The organism is Mesorhizobium sp. NPDC059025 (assembly GCF_042739655.1).
Taxonomy (GTDB): Bacteria; Pseudomonadota; Alphaproteobacteria; order Rhizobiales; family Rhizobiaceae; genus Mesorhizobium.
The window spans coordinates 533588-548931 of record NZ_JBHYIM010000002.1 but is presented as its reverse complement, the minus strand read 5'-3'; the positions used below and the strand labels follow the sequence as shown (position 1 = coordinate 548931).

Here is a 15344-nt window from a genome sequence, read left to right as displayed (position 1 = left end):
CTCGATATAGGCAATTTAAGCAAAAGCGCGCCGCGGTTTTGCATCCGGAATTACGCAAGATAACGAGTTGGAGCGTTTCAGCGTTTCCGCTCGGGGAGGAAACGCTCTAGTGTCGGCGTGGAATCGTCGGCCAACGAGGGCTGAAGACGGAAGACCAGGTGAATCAGGAACTCCCGAGGCACGAGAAGATCCGGTTCAGGCGCGACGAGATTGCTGATCTCCGCACCCTGCCTTCTGCCAATGCCGTGCCGCCGCTTGGGCGCGCCAGGTTTCGCCGCGGTGCGCGTCTTCTGACGCGTGTTTTGTTCGGCGTCGGTGTACTGGTTATGTTGGCGGTCGGCGGAGTTTATGCCATCGGCGCCAGTGGGATAGGCTCGGAACGATTACGGCAGGCCGCCGAGCAAGCCATCGAGGGGATGGTCGGCGTCGATATTCGCGTTGCTGTAGGGCCAGCCAGCATCACGCTCGACAAAGCGAGTTTCCTGGCGCTGCAGGTGCGCGATGTGAAACTGACCGCCGGCGATGGCAAGCCAATGGTGCAAGCCGGCCTTATGCGATTTGGCGTGCGCCTGCTGCCGCTCCTGTCGGGCGAGGTGCAGCTTACCAGCGCCAGGGTTTCCGATGCGAGCCTCTTCGCCGATGCGATGCCCTCGCAGGGGAGCAGCGATTGGGCTGCTTCTCTGCGCAACACGGACGGACTGATTGACCCCGACAAGATCGTCGATGCGGTCTTCGGCGCGGTCCACCAGTCGCTTGACGCGATCCGGCTCGATTCGATCCGTTCAATCGATCTCGATAATGTTGCGGTGGCTCTGTCTCCAACAGGTGATGTGCGGCTTGTGACAATTGCCGACGCGACCGTTTCGCAATCCGGTCCCGCTGCGCTGCGATTTTCCTCCAAGCTCGATGTCGACGGCCGCAAGCTTGCAGTGGAGGCTTCCGCGGGTCGCGATCCTGCCGCGCGCAAGGTAACGGCTCTCAGGGCTGATATTACGGTGGAGCCGATCGAGGTCGACACCAAGGCAACCGGGCAGGCCGGCGGCAATGTCGGAGCGGTGACGTTGCATCTGGAGGGAACGGAGGGAGAGGGCGATGCGCAGCCGCGGCTCAGCCTCTCCGGTTCCTTGGCCGGTGCCGTACTGGATCTCGGTGCACGTGGAATGTTGCCGGTCGACGCGAAGCTGAAGGCGACCCTACTAAGGGGTGCCAACAAGATCGGCATCGACGGCCTCGATCTGCGGGTTGGCCGGTCGGATTTCGACATCGAAGGGTCGCTTGGCCCTAAACCGGCGCAGGGTGTTGCTGGCGATGAACCGTCCTATCGTTTCGACCTCGTCAGCAACAAGGCGACGCTGGCGCCGATCGATTCGTCGGAACCAGCACTCGACTTCGTCGGACGCGTCGCCGGCGACTATCGGACTGTGAGCCGCAAACTTGTCGTTCCGACCATCGCGGTCCGATCGGGGGCGTCGGGCGAGGTGCTGGGCAATGCAGCCCTGGAGTTCGTTGCCGGCAAGGCGCCGGGTGTCTCGATGGCTCTGAACGTTCACGACATGCCCGTCTCGCATGTCAAGCAGCTCTGGCCCTGGTTCTCTGCGCACGGGGCCCGCGAATGGGTGCTGGAGAACCTGTTCGGCGGCAAGGTCGTCGAAGCCAGCTTGCAGTATCAGGTGGCGCCCGGACGGGCAGGAAACGGCGTCCCGCTTGACCGCAACGAAGTGTTCGGCCGCTTTCAGCTTGAGGGATCACGCTTCGATACCGCAGGCCAGATTCCACCCATCCGCGATGCCAATGGCGTGGTCGAATTCCACGGCAACGATGTCGACATCTCGCTGTCCAGCGGTACGGTCTACATGCCGAGCGGCCGTCTGGTGGCAGCAAGCAACGGCACGCTCAGCGTCAAGAATGCCAATATCCCGCCGGTCATCGGCGCATTGAACATCGATGTCGCGGGCAATGCCGATGCCATCGCCGAACTGGCTTCTTATGAACCGATCAACGCCATGCGACACGTCGGCTTGAAGCCGGACGAGCTGTCCGGAACCGTTACCGGCAACGTCAGGGCGGATATTCCGCTGCAGAAAGGCATCGATACATCCAAGCTCGGTTGGCTGGTATCGCTGGATTACCAGGATCTCGCCATCTCCAAGCCGATCGACGACCAGATGGTCACCGGTGCCGACGGCAGCATCGTCGTTGATCCCAAGAGCGCTATCGTCAAGGCGCACGCATTGCTCAACGATATCCCCGCCGAGATCATGCTGGCTGAACCGCTTGAAGCAGATGGGCCGCCACGCTCCCGTCAGGTGACGCTGACGGTCGATGACAAGATTCGGCAGAGTTTGATGCCAGGCCTCTCTGCCATGCTTTCAGGCACGATGAAAATCGCGCTCGACAAGAGCGACAATGCCAATCAGGACGTCGTTGCCGACCTGACCAGCGCCAAGCTGAGTATTCCCTGGGCCGGGTGGAGCAAGGGGCCTGGTGTGCCGGCAACAGTCTCTTTCACCATGGAGAAAACCGGATCGACTACCCGGCTCACCAATTTCGATCTCGATGGCAAGACGTTCGAGGCTCGTGGTGCGGTCGAACTGTCGAACGGTGACCTGGTTTCCGCGAATTTGTCTCATGTGCAGCTCAACCGCGGCGATGACGTCGCCGTTTCGATCAAACGCTCCGGCAAGGGTTATGCCGTCAAAATCAATGGTGACGCACTCGATGCTCGCGCGCTTCTCAAGCAGTTCACCTCCGACACCGACAGCGCCACAAAGGGCGCAGGCGGTGACGCAATCTCGGTAACTGCCGATGTGAAGGCGCTGACAGGTTTCAATGATGAAGTCGTGTCGAATTTCACGCTCGACTACAGCGGCGCGGGATCAAAAGTGAACGGACTGACGGTGAGGGCGCAGGCCCGCTCCGGCGCATCCATCGACGTTTCCAACAACACCGTTGGCGGCCGGCATACGCTGGATATGAAGTCAGCGGATGCGGGCGCGGTGCTTCGTTTCCTCGACATTTACAAGCACATGGAAGGAGGCGCGATCGCCGTGGCGCTGGCCGGCGCGGCGGATGGGCCTATGCGCGGGACGGTGGATGCCCGTAACTTCCAGATCGTCAATGAGCCGAAGCTGGCGTCGATCGTCTCGACGACGCCGACCGGCGACAAGCGCTCGCTCAACCAGGCCGTGAAGGCCGATATCGATACCTCACGCGTTCAGTTCGAGCGAGGTTATGCCGAGATCGTCAAGGGAAATGGCTCTCTCAAGGTGGCAAATGGTGTGCTGCGTGGTCCGCTGATCGGGACCACGTTCCAGGGCACACTCTATGACCAGAACGATAATATGGACATGACCGGCACTTTCATGCCGGCCTACGGCATCAACCGCATCTTCGGCGAGTTGCCGCTGGTCGGCGCGCTGCTGGGCAACGGACGCGACCGCGGCCTGATCGGGGTGACCTACCGGTTGAGGGGGAGCGCCAAAAAACCCGACCTGCAGATCAACCCGCTGTCGGTCATCGCGCCTGGCATCTTCCGCTCGATCTTCGAATTCCGGTGACGCCGATCGCCTTAGGCCGGCCGCACCAGAATGTGTTTTTTCTTGCCGAGTGAAAGCTTTGCAACCTTTTCCGGACTCAGATCCTGGGATGTGACAGAGCGCCGTTCGTCGGTGATCGCTTCATCGTTCAGCCGCACCGCGCCGCCCTGGACGTGGCGGCGCGCTTCGCCGTTGGAAGCGGCAAGTCCGGCCCGCACCAGCAGGGCGAGAAGACCAACCCCGGCCTCCAGCTCGGCGCCAGATACCTCGATCGACGGCAGATTGTCGGCTAGCGCGCCTTCTTCGAAAGTTTTGCGCGCGGTCTCGGCAGCCTCTTGTGCGGCAGCGCGTCCATGCACGACTGCCGTCACTTCCGTGGCGAGAATCTTCTTGGCTTCGTTCAGCTCGGAACCACCCAGGGCTTCCAGCTTGGCAATCTCGTCGAGCGGCAGGCGCGTGAAGATCTTCAGGAAGCGACCGACATCGGCATCTTCCGTGTTGCGGAAATACTGCCAGAAATCATAGGGGCTGAAGAGATCACCATTCAGCCAGACCGCCCCCGAGGCGGACTTGCCCATCTTCTCGCCGGAGGATTTTGTGAGCAGCGGCGTGGTCAGTGCGTAGAGCTGCGGGCCGCCCATGCGATGGCTCAGATCGACGCCATTGATGATGTTGCCCCACTGATCGGAGCCGCCCATCTGCAGCACCGTACCATGGCGCCGGCTGAGCTCGGTGAAGTCGTAGCCCTGCATGATCATGTAGTTGAATTCAAGGAACGACAGCGACTGCTCGCGGTCCAGCCGGAGCTTCACGCTGTCGAACGACAGCATGCGGTTGACCGAGAAATGGCGGCCGACGTCACGCAGGAACTCGACATAGTTCAGTTTCAGCAACCAGTCGGCGTTGTTGACCATGATGGCCGGGTTCGAGCCGTCATAGCGCAGGATATTGCCGTAGACTTTCTTGATGCTCTCGATATTGCTCTCGATCTGCTCGACGGTCAGCAGCTTGCGCTGCTCGTCGCGGAAGGAAGGGTCGCCTACCATCGACGTGCCACCCCCCATCAGGGTGATCGCCTTGTGGCCCGTCTCCTGCAGCCAGTAGAGCATTGTGACAGTGATCAGATTGCCGATATGGATCGACGTAGCCGTAGCATCGTAGCCGACATAGCCGCAGATCGGGCCCTTCATGGCCAATGCGTCGAGCCCTTCCGGGTCGGAGATCTGATGGATGAAGCCACGTTCGTCGAGAACGCGCAGAAAGTCGGACTTGAAGGCGGGCATGACTGGATTCCGGAAACAACGAGAAATCAGCGCAGCCCTTGGCGTGCGCTGCTCCGGGCCTTTAGCATCGCCGAGCCTGGAATCACAAGAATATAGGTCAGGAATGCCTCAATTCTGCGCAATCGGCTTGATGAGCGGTACCTCGATGGACGGCATCGACCTCGCCATGCTGCGTAGCGACGGCGAAAATGCACTCAAGCGCGGTCCATCCTTCTTCGTGCCTTACGAGGCGGCCTTCCGTCAGCGCATCGCGGCTGGGCTGGAGGAGGCCAAGGCGATCGTCCAGCGCGAGGAGCGCCCGGGAACACTTGCCGAACTCGAGAGGGAGATCACGGAGAGGCATGCGGATGCCGTGACGCGGTTTCTGGCTGGGGAAGCCGGGAAATGGGGACAGCCCGATCTGATCGGCTTCCACGGCCAGACTGTGCTGCACCGGCCACATCTGGGGCTGACGGTCCAGCTCGGTGATGGGCCGTTGCTGGCACTACGCACCGGTTTGCCAGTGGTCTATGACATGCGCGCCAACGACATGCTGCACGGCGGTCAGGGAGCGCCACTGGTTCCCGCCTATCATGCCGCGCTGGCCAGAACACTGCCTCAGCCGTTTGCGGACGATTATCCGGTCGTGTTCGTCAACATTGGCGGTATTTCCAACATCACCTATGTCGGGGAAAGCGGCGATCCCATCGCCTTCGATACGGGGCCTGGCAATACGCTGATCGATCAATGGGTGTCGCGCGAAGGCGGAGTGCCTTTCGATGCCGGCGGTGCGATCGCCAGCGAAGGTGGCGTGATCGTCTCGGTTGTCGAACGTTATCTCGATAGTCCCTTTTTCGCGAAATCCGGTCCGAAGTCCCTGGATCGCAACGATTTCACGCTTGGTGAAGTCGAAGGTCTGGAACTCGCCGATGGTGCCCGCACGCTAGCCAGCGTTTCGGCTGAAGCCATCCTCAAATCCGCCGACCATATGCCGGAAGCGCCGCGACTGTGGATCGTATGCGGTGGCGGTCGCAAGAACCCGCATATCGTCGGCGACCTGCGCACCGGTGCGCTGAAGGCCGGTGCGCAGGTGATCCTGGCCGAGGATGCCGGCTTCAATGGTGACTCCACTGAAGCAGAGGCCTGGGCCTACCTCGCCGTGCGCGCGGAACGCGGTCTTCCGTTGACGTTTCCAACCACGACCGGCTGCAGCGAGGCTGTGACGGGCGGGCTGATCACGCGTCCGTGAATGGGATTGCCCTATCCCGGATGCTTGCCACGATCTGGCCTCTGGCGTAAGGAAAGCCCGCGTTCCGGTGGACGCGCCGCCATTCCAGAGACGCGTCGGGCCGACCGCGTCGCTCGACATTCGTGAAGTTGTTCGGTCGATCTGATTGCCATGGCGGACACCTTGATCTCCATCGTCATACCAGGCCGCAACGAGGCGGCTAACCTGCCTCTGCTGATCGACGAGATCGCTGCGGCCATGAGTGGGCGCGACTTCGAGGTCATAGTCGTTGACGACGGTTCTACCGACGACACAGCGGCGGTGCTTGCCACCCTGGATGCCGCGCAGCCGTTTCCGGTTCGCCACATCCGCCATGAGAAGTCGTCCGGTCAAAGCCTTGCCGTGCGTTCCGGCGTCTGGGCGGCGCGTGGCGATATCGTCGCAACCATCGACGGTGATGGCCAGAACGACCCGCAGTATATCCCGGTCTTGGTCGATGCGCTGCGCGAGGCTGGTCCGGAGGTCGGCGCAGCCCAGGGGCAGCGGCTGAAGCGGCGCGACAGCAAGGCCAAGCAGCTTGCCTCACGTTTCGCCAACTGGTTGCGCAACGCAATCCTGCATGACCAGACCCGCGACACCGGATGCGGGCTGAAGGCCGTGCGTACCGAGATCTTCCGCAAGCTTCCGTTCTTCGACGGCACGCACCGTTTCGTGCCGGCGCTCATTATCCAGGAAGGCTTCGGAGTGGTGCATCGCGACGTGGTCGACCGCTCGCGCCGCCACGGCAAGTCCAATTACGGCATCTTCGATCGAGGGCTGCAGGGAGCCGCCGATCTGCTCGGAGTCTGGTGGCTGCGGCGTCGGCGCCGGCGTATGCCAAGGGCAAGGGAAATCACGCATGGATAGTGTGTTCCAGGAATTGGTGACCTGGCTGCATGAAGTCTTCGTGCAGCAGTTCGATGGCTGGGTGCTGCTCGGCTTCATCGCGCAGTTCTTCTTCACCATGCGCTTCGTGGTGCAATGGGTTGCCTCCGAACGGGCCAAGCGTTCGGTGGTGCCGATTGCCTTCTGGTTTTTTTCGCTCGGCGGTGGCGGGCTGCTCCTGGTCTACGCAATACAGCGCCGTGACCCGGTCTTTATCGCGGGGCAGGGCCTGGGCCTCTTCATCTACATCCGCAATCTCTGGCTGATCGCCAATGAGCGCAAGGCTGCCATGAGCAAGGTCGACTGATTAGGCGATTTCGGAGAGTTATCGCATCGATTTTGGAGCAAAAGTCGCGCTCGACCGACGGTCGGCCATGACCGCCAGAGGCAATAATTCTTCGAGATCGCCCCGGATGGCACAGTCGTCCGCGGCGGATCAATCTTTCGGTAGGAGATCAGGCGCGTGGAGATGACCAGGAAATATCTGTTTCTGTTTCTCTTCAGTCTCGTGCTCTCTGCGTCGGGGCTCGCCAGTCTGCCGGTGGTGGACCGCGATGAAGCGCGTTTTGTGCAAGCCACCAAGCAGATGGCCGAGAGCGGGGACTATATGGACATCCGCTTCCAGGAGGCCTCGCGCTACAAGAAACCGATCGGCATCTACTGGCTGCAGTCAGCGGCAGTGGGATTGAGCGGCGAGGGGGCCGGCGCTCCGATCTGGATCTATCGTCTCGTATCGGCCCTGGGCATCGCCATCGCGGTGGTTGCAACGGCATGGACGGCGACTGTTCTATTTGGTGCAAATGCCGGCTTGGCCGCCGGTCTGGTGATCGCAGCCATCTTCGCCACGGCCTTCGAGGGGCGTATCGCCAAGACCGATGCGTTCCTCCTGGCCTGTTGTGTGCTCGCGCAGGGTACATTGGCGCAGATCTACGTTGCGGCACGCCGCGACGAGCCCTCGGCCTCATATCTGCCGTGGCTGTTCTGGATCGCGCAAGGGGTCGGTATCCTCATCAAGGGACCGATCACGCCAGCATTGTCGCTTGTCACCATCCTGATCCTGCTCGCTTTCGAGCGCGACGCACGCTGGCTGTCGCGGCTGAAGGCCGGACGAGGCTTGCTGCTGACGGCTCTTATCGTCGTGCCCTGGCTTGCGGTCATCACCTGGAAGAGTGGTGGTGCATTCTGGCAGGAAGCCGTCGGCAAGGATCTGGTCGGCAAGGTCGCCGACGGTCAGGAATCGCATGGCATGCCCCCGGGCTATTATTCGCTGACCTATTCGCTGTTCATGTGGCCATTCAGCCTGATCGCGCTCGGAGCAGGGCTGGCAGCTCTCAATCATGTGCGCAGTGACCCACGGCTGCGCTTCTGCCTTGCGTGGTACATACCGTTCTGGATCCTTCTCGAGCTGGTGCCCACCAAGCTGCCGCATTACGTACTGCCGGCCTACCCCGCTGTTGCGCTGCTCGTCGGCTGGCTGCTTACTGCGTCGCCGGAACAGGCGGCCCTGAAACGCTGGCAGACCTGGCTCTATTGGGCGACTGCCTTCGGTCTTGTCGTCGTCACGCTTGGGATCGCGGCGATCGCAGTTGGCGCGCCGCTTTATTTGACCGGCGCGTTCAATCCGTGGAGCATTCCTGCGGCCATTTTTGCGCTCGCCGCAGGTTATCTGGCATTCCCACGCCAATCGCAGCTTTCGTTGAATCGCATCGGTGCCGCTGCTGCTGCTGCTGGCGCGACCTATGCGGTGCTGATCGGTCTTATCGTGCCGACGCTGGCGCCGATCTGGTTGACACCACGCATCGTCGCCGCGATCCAGGAAAACAAGCCTTGCGAGAATTCGGTTCTGGCATCGTCTCGATACCATGAGCCGAGCCTGATCTTTATGGCCGGCACCAATACCCAGCTGACCGATACGCAAGGGGCCGCCGCCCATCTGGCGGTGGATCCGGCTTGCGCGCTCGCACTGGTTCCTGTTGCCGACGAGCCAGCACTTCAATCCGCACTGGCAAGTTCGGGCAAGACGGCAACGCGCCTGAAGGAAATCGACGGCACCAATTATTCATCGGGCGACAAACTGGCACTCGGGCTCTACAGGGTCGCCAAGCCTTGACCGTTCGTTAGCCAGACCTTGATGATCTGTCATGATAGCGTCACTGTACCGATGTGTTGCTGCCGCTGATTGGCGGAACTGGGGTAAGGGGCTTTGGGTATGAAGGATGCTGGCGCGCCGTCACGGCCGCTGCTGCAGCGCATGTTTGCGCGCAGCCGGACGAACATGGTCACCACCTTTGCTGTCATTGGTCGCCGTTTTCGCCAACGCCCGGCTCAATATGACCGGATATTCTGGCTGTCCTGGACGATAGGCTGTGTTCTTCTGGCAGGACTGGCGGCCATCTATCTGGATCGAGCTTCAGTGCGCGACTGGCATCCGGTTTTTGGCGCGCTGGCCGAAATGTCCACGCCACTGGGGTTGGGGGAGTGGTACCTCTGGCCCGCTGCGGCATGGGTGTTGGTGGCCAACCAGATCGACTGGTCGCGTCTGGGACGCAAGCAGCTTGTTGCCGCCTACAACCGCACCTCCATTGCGCTTTTCGTACTTGTGGCGGTCGGTTTGCCCGGATTGCTGACCATCGTCCTGAAGATCCTGTTCGGTCGCGCGCGCCCGGCGCTTTACGAAGAGTATGGAGCGTTCTCGTTTCATCCGGTCACGGTGAAAGCCATCTTCGCTTCCTTTCCGTCCGGGCATGCCACGACGATCGGATCGGTCGTGGCCGTGCTGGTGCTTTTGTTTCCGCGCGGAAAATACTGGTTCCTGGTCGTTGGTCTATGGTTGGCCGCAACGCGCATCTTCGTTGGCGCCCATTATCCCAGCGATACCATCGTCGGCTTCGGCCTCGGCTTCGGCCTTGCGGTGGTGGCCGCGATCGTCTGCGCTCGCCTGGGCTTCCTGTTCCGTTCAAACCCGGTCGGCCTGCCCCGCCCCAGACGGACCCTCTGGCGCACGCCAGGAAGCGATGGAGCGTCCGGGGGCCAAATCGTCCACAACGAGCCTGCGTCCTAGCACCAGGCTGATCAGTCGAGCCCGCCATAGCGGCGCACCAGCGCCGCCATATTTGGCGAGTGCGGCGAGGTTTCATGGTCGAGACCGCTCGCCACGCCTTCACGGTCGGCAACAGGCCGGTTCTGGCTGACTTTCCATTTGCCGGTGATGTCTTCGATCGTGATTTCCAGGCCAATGATGCCCTTGATCTGAGCCTGGATGAATTCCGGCGGGGCATCGGTAACCGCCCAGGAATGTTCGCGCCCGTCTTCCTGCTTGCCGGTGAGGTCGTTTATCTGCCGCGCAAGCCACGCGTTGTCGGCTACGATTTTTGCCGTTCCACGCACCTGCACGGTGGCATAGTTCCACGTCGGTACCACCTTGCCGGTTTCACGCTTGGTTTCGTACCAGGACGGCGTGACATAGGCATCGCTGCCCTGGAAGACGACCAGAACCCTGGCTGATGGATTGTCCGCAATCAGCCGCCAGTGTGGATTGGCCTTGGCCAGGTGCGCTCTCAGCACGCCGTGCTTGTCGGTTCCTGCGTCGAGCAGGAACGGGATCGGGTCGGCGACCGGCCCGTCTACGCCATTGGAAATCAACAACCCCAGCGGATGCGCGCGGATCAGTGCGTGCAGGACCTCGAGGCGCGTCTCATTGAAATGCGGCGGCTGATACAAGGGTAAAATCCTTCTGCTCGAGGACTACCCTGAAATCAACGCGGCCCTGAGGCAATACACCTGTTGAGGTTTACGACTGTCTCAGCCTAATTGCGCGAGATGCAATAGCGGAAAAGGCTTTCCGGAGCCGTCCAGTTCGGAACGACCGACCTGCGTGAAGCCGCATTTGAGGTAAAAGGCCAGGGCGCCTGGATTCTGTTCGTTGACGTCCACCTTCAGGCGTCCCTTGAGCGCGACGGCATGGTTGACCAGCTGTTTGCCGATGCCGTGTCCATGATGATCGGGTTCGATGAACAGCATTTCCAGATTTGCGCCGTCCAACCCGGCGAAACCCAGCAATTGGCCATCATCGCCTTCCGCCACGTAGACCTCCAGTGCCGGTATGTGCAGATCGCGCAGCCGTGGCTCGAAAAACCGGATGTCGTCCTCGGTCAGGAAATGATGCGTGGCGCGCACCGCGGCAAGCCAGATGTCGACCAGGCGCGCAGTATCGCGCTCGGCATAGGGTCTTATCTTCATGTGTAGTCCTGCTGCCGGCGGGCCGGCATGAGCGCGTTCTAACGCAGTCGTTTCGGGCGCGGGTCGGCCAGTTCACCGGCGAGACGGCGATCAAGATAATCCGCGCATTCTTCGATCAGAAGTTCGGCGTCATTGGCGAAGAAGTGGTTTGCACCCGGAAGCGTCTTCTGGGTGATGGTGATGCCCTTCTGGGTATGCAGCTTGTCGACCAGCCCCTGAACGTCCTTGGCTGGCGCCACCTTGTCGGCGTCGCCGTGGATGATCAGGCCCGACGATGGGCAAGGCGCCAGGAAGGAGAAATCATAGGTGTTGGGCTGTGGCGCCACCGAGATGAAGCCTTCGATCTCCGGACGACGCATCAGCAACTGCATGCCGATCCAGGCGCCGAACGAATAGCCTGCCACCCAGCAGCTCTTGGAATCGGGATGCAGCGACTGCACCCAGTCGAGCGCCGCGGCGGCATCCGAAAGTTCGCCCGTGCCGTGGTCGAATTCGCCCTGACTGCGGCCGATGCTGCGGAAATTGAAGCGCAGAGTGGTGAAGTTACGCTTCTGGAACATATAGAAGAGGTCGTAGACGATCTTGTTGTTCATCGTACCGCCGAACTGCGGGTGCGGATGCAGAACGATGGCGATCGGTGCGCTCTTTTCCTTGGAAGGCTGGTAGCGACCTTCAAGGCGACCGGCCGGACCGGCGAAAATGACCTCTGGCATGAACAACTCCTGGTGTACGCTCTAGAGCACCGCGCGTTCTCTTTGACGCGCAAAGGGCACTCCAACACTTTGCTAAGGCGTCCGAACAATTCCAACTCCGGCCCTAATCCAAGCTTGACGCAAGGCGAGCGCCTACCTAGAAGCTAGTTTAGAACTGTTCAAAACTGCATGGCCGAGATGTAAGGCTCTGCCATTGCTGCCGCAAGCCGCGTAATAGGACGGCTGGCCTTGGAATTTCAAGGAAATAACGCTTCTCGTTGCGAGAGCGGGTTTTGAAGGGAAAATACCGGGTAAATGGCCGAACATCGCGCCTATCTCGACTACAATGCCAGTGCACCGCTGCTTCCGGCGGCGCGCGCGGCTGTGGTCGCGGCGTTGGATGCGGCAAATCCCTCCTCGGTGCATGCCGAAGGCCGCGCGGCGCGGCGGCTGATCGAAGATGCTCGCCGCGATGTGGCCGCATTGGTCACCGCCAAGCCGGATCATGTCTTCTTCACCTCAGGCGCCACAGAAGCGGCTGTAACATTGCTGTCTCCCGATTGGCGCATGGGCCGTGCGGCACTGCGCATGGGGCGCCTCTACGTTTCCGCAGCTGACCATCCTTGCGTACTGAACGGTGGCCGTTTCGCGCCTGAGAAGGTGGTGCGCATCGGCGTGACAGCCGATGGCATTCTCGACCTCGAAGCCTTCGACCTGGCGCTTGCCGGCCACGACAAAACCGAAGGCCTGCCTCTGGTGGCCATCCACGCAGCCAACAATGAGACCGGCGTCATTCAGCCGATTGCCGAGATTGCCGCAGCCGTGAAAGCGGCCGGCGGTGTCCTTGTGGTGGACGCGGTGCAGGCAGCAGGGCGCATTTCGCTCGACATGTCAGCGCCTTACGCCGACTATTTGATTCTCTCCTCCCACAAGCTCGGCGGCCCCAAAGGCATAGGGGCGATCGTTGCTGCCTCTGATTTGATGATGCCGGCGCCTTTGGTTACCGGCGGCGGCCAGGAGAAGGGTCATCGCGGCGGTACGGAAAACCTGGCCGCAATTGCCGGTTTTGGTGCGGCCGCGCGCGAAGCGCTGGCTGGACTTGCCGATATCGAGGCTGTCCGGCAGCGGCGTGACACCATTGAGGCGATCGTGATCGAATTGGTGCCTGACGCCGAAATTTTCGGAAAGCGCGTCGAACGCCTTGCCAACACGACGTTCTTCGCTATTCCAGCCACCAAGGCCGAGACGGCGCAGATTGCTTTCGATCTCGCTGGTGTCGCGCTGTCGGCAGGCTCGGCCTGTTCGTCGGGCAAGGTCGGCCCGAGCCACGTGCTGAAAGCGATGGGCCATGGCGAGGAGGGCGGGGCACTGCGGGTGTCGATCGGTGCTGCCACGACCGCCGAGGATGTCGAACGGTTTCGCAAGGCGCTGGCTGGCATCGTCGCCCGCCGCGCAGCGCGGGAAAGAGCCGCCTGAAAAAGGCGGAAAGAATTCAGGCTTCGGCCTGGTAGAGCCGTGTGTTCCGATTGGCCGGGTGTTTTCTTGGCCGGAGCGCACTATATGGAACTTACGCCGCCAAGCACGGCCCGCATAGGGCCGGCGGTGCCATAGTTTGAAAACGGCCGGGCCTTGACCTCGGCATGGATGGAGAACGCTTATGCCTGCCGTGCAGGAGACGATCGATCGAGTCCGAAAGATCGACGTCGACCAATATAAATATGGCTTTGAAACGACGATCGAGACCGACAAGGCTCCCAAGGGCCTTTCGGAAGACATTATCCGTTTCATTTCCGAAAAGAAGAATGAGCCGGAGTGGATGCTGGAATGGCGTCTGGAGGCGTATCGCCGCTGGTTGACGCTGGACGAGCCGACCTGGGCGCGCGTCGAGTATCCCAAGATCGACTTCCAGGACCTCCACTATTACGCGGCACCGAAGAACCAGTCCGGTCCCAAGTCGTTGGACGAGGTCGATCCGGAACTGCTCAAGGTCTACGAGAAGCTCGGCATTCCGCTGAAAGAACAGGAAATCCTCGCCGGCGTGCAGAAGGAAAAGGCGCCGGTCGACGGACTGTCGGACGAAGATGCCAGCGATAACGTCTACAAATCCGGTCGCGTCGCCGTTGATGCCGTCTTCGACTCGGTTTCCGTTGTCACCACCTTCAAGGAAGAGCTGGCCAAGGCCGGCGTCATCTTTTGCTCGATCTCGGAAGCCATCCGCGAACATCCGGAACTGGTGAAGAAATATCTCGGCTCGGTCGTGCCGACCTCCGACAATTTCTATGCCACGCTGAACTCGGCGGTCTTCACCGACGGCTCCTTCGTCTTCGTACCGAAGGGTGTTCGCTGTCCGATGGAACTCTCGACCTATTTCCGCATCAACGAGAAGAATACCGGCCAGTTCGAACGCACGCTGATCATCGCGGAAGAGGGAGCCTACGTTTCCTATCTGGAAGGCTGTACCGCGCCGCAGCGCGACGAGAACCAGCTTCACGCCGCAGTGGTCGAGCTGGTTGCTCTCGACGATGCCGAGATCAAATATTCGACCGTGCAGAACTGGTATCCCGGTGACGCGCAGGGCAAAGGTGGCATCTACAACTTCGTCACCAAGCGCGGCGACTGCCGTGGCCATCGCTCGAAGATCTCGTGGACGCAGGTCGAGACCGGTTCGGCGATCACCTGGAAGTACCCGTCCTGTATTTTGCGCGGCGACGAGAGCCAGGGCAATTTCTACTCGATCGCGGTGTCGAATGGCTATCAGCAGATCGATAGCGGTACCAAGATGATCCATCTCGGCAAGAACACCCGCAGCCGGATCATCTCCAAGGGTATTGCTGCCGGTTTCAGCCAGAACACCTATCGCGGCCAGGTTTCAGCTCACCGCAAGGCAACCAACGCGCGCAACTTCACCAACTGCGACTCGCTGCTGATCGGCGACCAGTGCGGCGCGCACACGGTTCCTTACATGGAAGCCAAGAACTCGACCGCCAAGTTCGAGCACGAGGCGACGACGTCGAAGATTTCCGAGGACCAGAAATTCTACGTCATGCAGCGCGGCATCCCGGAAGAGGAAGCCATCGCGCTGATCGTCAACGGCTTCGTCAAGGATGTCATCCAGGAGCTGCCGATGGAGTTCGCCGTCGAGGCGCAGAAACTCATCGGTATCAGCCTGGAGGGAAGTGTGGGGTAGTGAGTGCTGGTCCAAAACTTGGCCGGATTGCTACCGTAACTCAGTGGGCAATGATCGGTGTTTTGGGCTTGTTTCTCACAATCGCAATTGGCGGAGCCGTCCTTGCATTAGTTGGTGCGATGGGCGGCTGGCCAGGACTTAAAGCACTAGGCGGTTATGCAGCCGGAATTGGTGCTGGTGGTTTTTTTCTTGGGTTGTTTGTGATGCCGCCGTTTTTCAGGCTCGTGTCCGAGCTCTCGAGAGTGAATGACCGCGATAACGCGCGGTGAAGAAATT

At 60.9% G+C, this 15344-nt stretch carries 13 protein-coding genes; 9 read left to right on the top strand and 4 right to left on the bottom strand.

Annotated features, from left to right (window positions below):
- Nucleotides 1-158: 158 nt before the first annotated feature.
- Nucleotides 159-3557: a DUF3971 domain-containing protein gene (locus tag ACFWYE_RS06935; RefSeq protein WP_379110412.1), complete on the top strand. Its 3399-nt coding sequence runs from the start codon at nt 159-161 to the stop codon at nt 3555-3557.
- A gap of 11 nt (nt 3558-3568) precedes the next feature.
- Here the strand turns inward: ACFWYE_RS06935 and tyrS are convergent, their stop codons facing one another.
- Nucleotides 3569-4819: a tyrosine--tRNA ligase gene (gene tyrS, locus ACFWYE_RS06930; protein WP_379110410.1), complete on the bottom strand. Its 1251-nt coding sequence runs from the start codon at nt 4817-4819 to the stop codon at nt 3569-3571.
- A 103-nt stretch (nt 4820-4922) separates the two neighbouring features.
- On the opposite strand from tyrS, the gene ACFWYE_RS06925 reads away from it, so the two are divergent.
- From ACFWYE_RS06925 to ACFWYE_RS06905, 5 genes are all read left to right on the top strand, one after another.
- Nucleotides 4923-6047: an anhydro-N-acetylmuramic acid kinase gene (locus ACFWYE_RS06925; protein WP_379110408.1), complete on the top strand. Its 1125-nt coding sequence runs from the start codon at nt 4923-4925 to the stop codon at nt 6045-6047.
- Between the two features lie 150 nt (nt 6048-6197).
- On the top strand, nt 6198-6932 hold the full coding sequence (locus tag ACFWYE_RS06920) for a glycosyltransferase family 2 protein (RefSeq protein ID WP_379110406.1): 735 nt from the start codon (nt 6198-6200) through the stop codon (nt 6930-6932).
- Nucleotides 6925-7257 carry a lipid-A-disaccharide synthase N-terminal domain-containing protein gene (locus ACFWYE_RS06915; protein ID WP_326891432.1) on the top strand — a complete coding sequence of 111 codons (333 nt, stop codon included), beginning with the start codon at nt 6925-6927 and terminating at the stop codon, nt 7255-7257. Before ACFWYE_RS06920 ends, ACFWYE_RS06915 begins: the two co-directional genes overlap by 8 nt.
- 162 nt (nt 7258-7419) lie before the next feature.
- On the top strand, nt 7420-9060 hold the full coding sequence (locus ACFWYE_RS06910; RefSeq protein ID WP_379110632.1) for an ArnT family glycosyltransferase: 1641 nt from the start codon (nt 7420-7422) through the stop codon (nt 9058-9060).
- Nucleotides 9061-9159: 99 nt separating this feature from the next.
- The gene (locus tag ACFWYE_RS06905; RefSeq protein WP_379110404.1) at nt 9160-10011 is read left to right on the top strand and encodes a phosphatase PAP2 family protein; all 852 of its coding nucleotides are present in this window, start codon (nt 9160-9162) and stop codon (nt 10009-10011) included.
- 11 nt (nt 10012-10022) lie between these two features.
- Here ACFWYE_RS06905 and ACFWYE_RS06900 read toward each other — a convergent pair whose 3' ends face one another.
- From ACFWYE_RS06900 to ACFWYE_RS06890, 3 genes are all read right to left on the bottom strand, one after another.
- Entirely contained in the window at nt 10023-10670 is a 648-nt protein-coding gene (locus ACFWYE_RS06900) for an FMN-binding negative transcriptional regulator (RefSeq protein WP_379110403.1), read from the bottom strand.
- Nucleotides 10671-10751: 81 nt separating this feature from the next.
- Nucleotides 10752-11189 carry an acetyltransferase gene (locus ACFWYE_RS06895; protein WP_379110402.1) on the bottom strand — a complete coding sequence of 146 codons (438 nt, stop codon included), beginning with the start codon at nt 11187-11189 and terminating at the stop codon, nt 10752-10754.
- 38 nt (nt 11190-11227) lie between these two features.
- Entirely contained in the window at nt 11228-11902 is a 675-nt protein-coding gene (locus tag ACFWYE_RS06890) for an alpha/beta hydrolase (protein WP_054313999.1), read from the bottom strand.
- Nucleotides 11903-12196: 294 nt separating this feature from the next.
- Here ACFWYE_RS06890 and ACFWYE_RS06885 point away from each other — a divergent pair, with 294 nt between their 5' ends.
- The 3 genes from ACFWYE_RS06885 to ACFWYE_RS06875 all read left to right on the top strand — a co-directional run bounded on the left by ACFWYE_RS06885 (nt 12197) and on the right by ACFWYE_RS06875 (nt 15337).
- The gene (locus tag ACFWYE_RS06885) at nt 12197-13357 is read left to right on the top strand and encodes a cysteine desulfurase family protein (RefSeq protein ID WP_379110400.1); all 1161 of its coding nucleotides are present in this window, start codon (nt 12197-12199) and stop codon (nt 13355-13357) included.
- A gap of 181 nt (nt 13358-13538) precedes the next feature.
- Entirely contained in the window at nt 13539-15068 is a 1530-nt protein-coding gene (gene sufB, locus ACFWYE_RS06880; protein ID WP_326891438.1) for a Fe-S cluster assembly protein SufB, read from the top strand.
- The gene (locus tag ACFWYE_RS06875) at nt 15068-15337 is read left to right on the top strand and encodes a hypothetical protein (RefSeq protein WP_379110399.1); all 270 of its coding nucleotides are present in this window, start codon (nt 15068-15070) and stop codon (nt 15335-15337) included. The genes sufB and ACFWYE_RS06875 overlap by 1 nt, the downstream gene beginning before the upstream one ends.
- The last annotated feature ends 7 nt before the right edge of the window (nt 15338-15344 follow it).

Coding starts and splice junctions, on each gene's coding strand:
- ACFWYE_RS06910 (WP_379110632.1), top strand. CDS start 7,420: ATGACCAGGAAATATCTGTTTCTGTTTCTCTTCAGTCTCGTGCTCTCT.
- ACFWYE_RS06920 (WP_379110406.1), top strand. CDS start 6,198: ATGGCGGACACCTTGATCTCCATCGTCATACCAGGCCGCAACGAGGCG.
- ACFWYE_RS06885 (WP_379110400.1), top strand. CDS start 12,197: ATGGCCGAACATCGCGCCTATCTCGACTACAATGCCAGTGCACCGCTG.
- ACFWYE_RS06925 (WP_379110408.1), top strand. CDS start 4,923: ATGCCTCAATTCTGCGCAATCGGCTTGATGAGCGGTACCTCGATGGAC.
- ACFWYE_RS06915 (WP_326891432.1), top strand. CDS start 6,925: ATGGATAGTGTGTTCCAGGAATTGGTGACCTGGCTGCATGAAGTCTTC.
- ACFWYE_RS06905 (WP_379110404.1), top strand. CDS start 9,160: ATGAAGGATGCTGGCGCGCCGTCACGGCCGCTGCTGCAGCGCATGTTT.
- ACFWYE_RS06895 (WP_379110402.1), bottom strand. CDS start 11,189: ATGAAGATAAGACCCTATGCCGAGCGCGATACTGCGCGCCTGGTCGAC.
- ACFWYE_RS06890 (WP_054313999.1), bottom strand. CDS start 11,902: ATGCCAGAGGTCATTTTCGCCGGTCCGGCCGGTCGCCTTGAAGGTCGC.
- sufB (WP_326891438.1), top strand. CDS start 13,539: ATGCCTGCCGTGCAGGAGACGATCGATCGAGTCCGAAAGATCGACGTC.
- tyrS (WP_379110410.1), bottom strand. CDS start 4,819: ATGCCCGCCTTCAAGTCCGACTTTCTGCGCGTTCTCGACGAACGTGGC.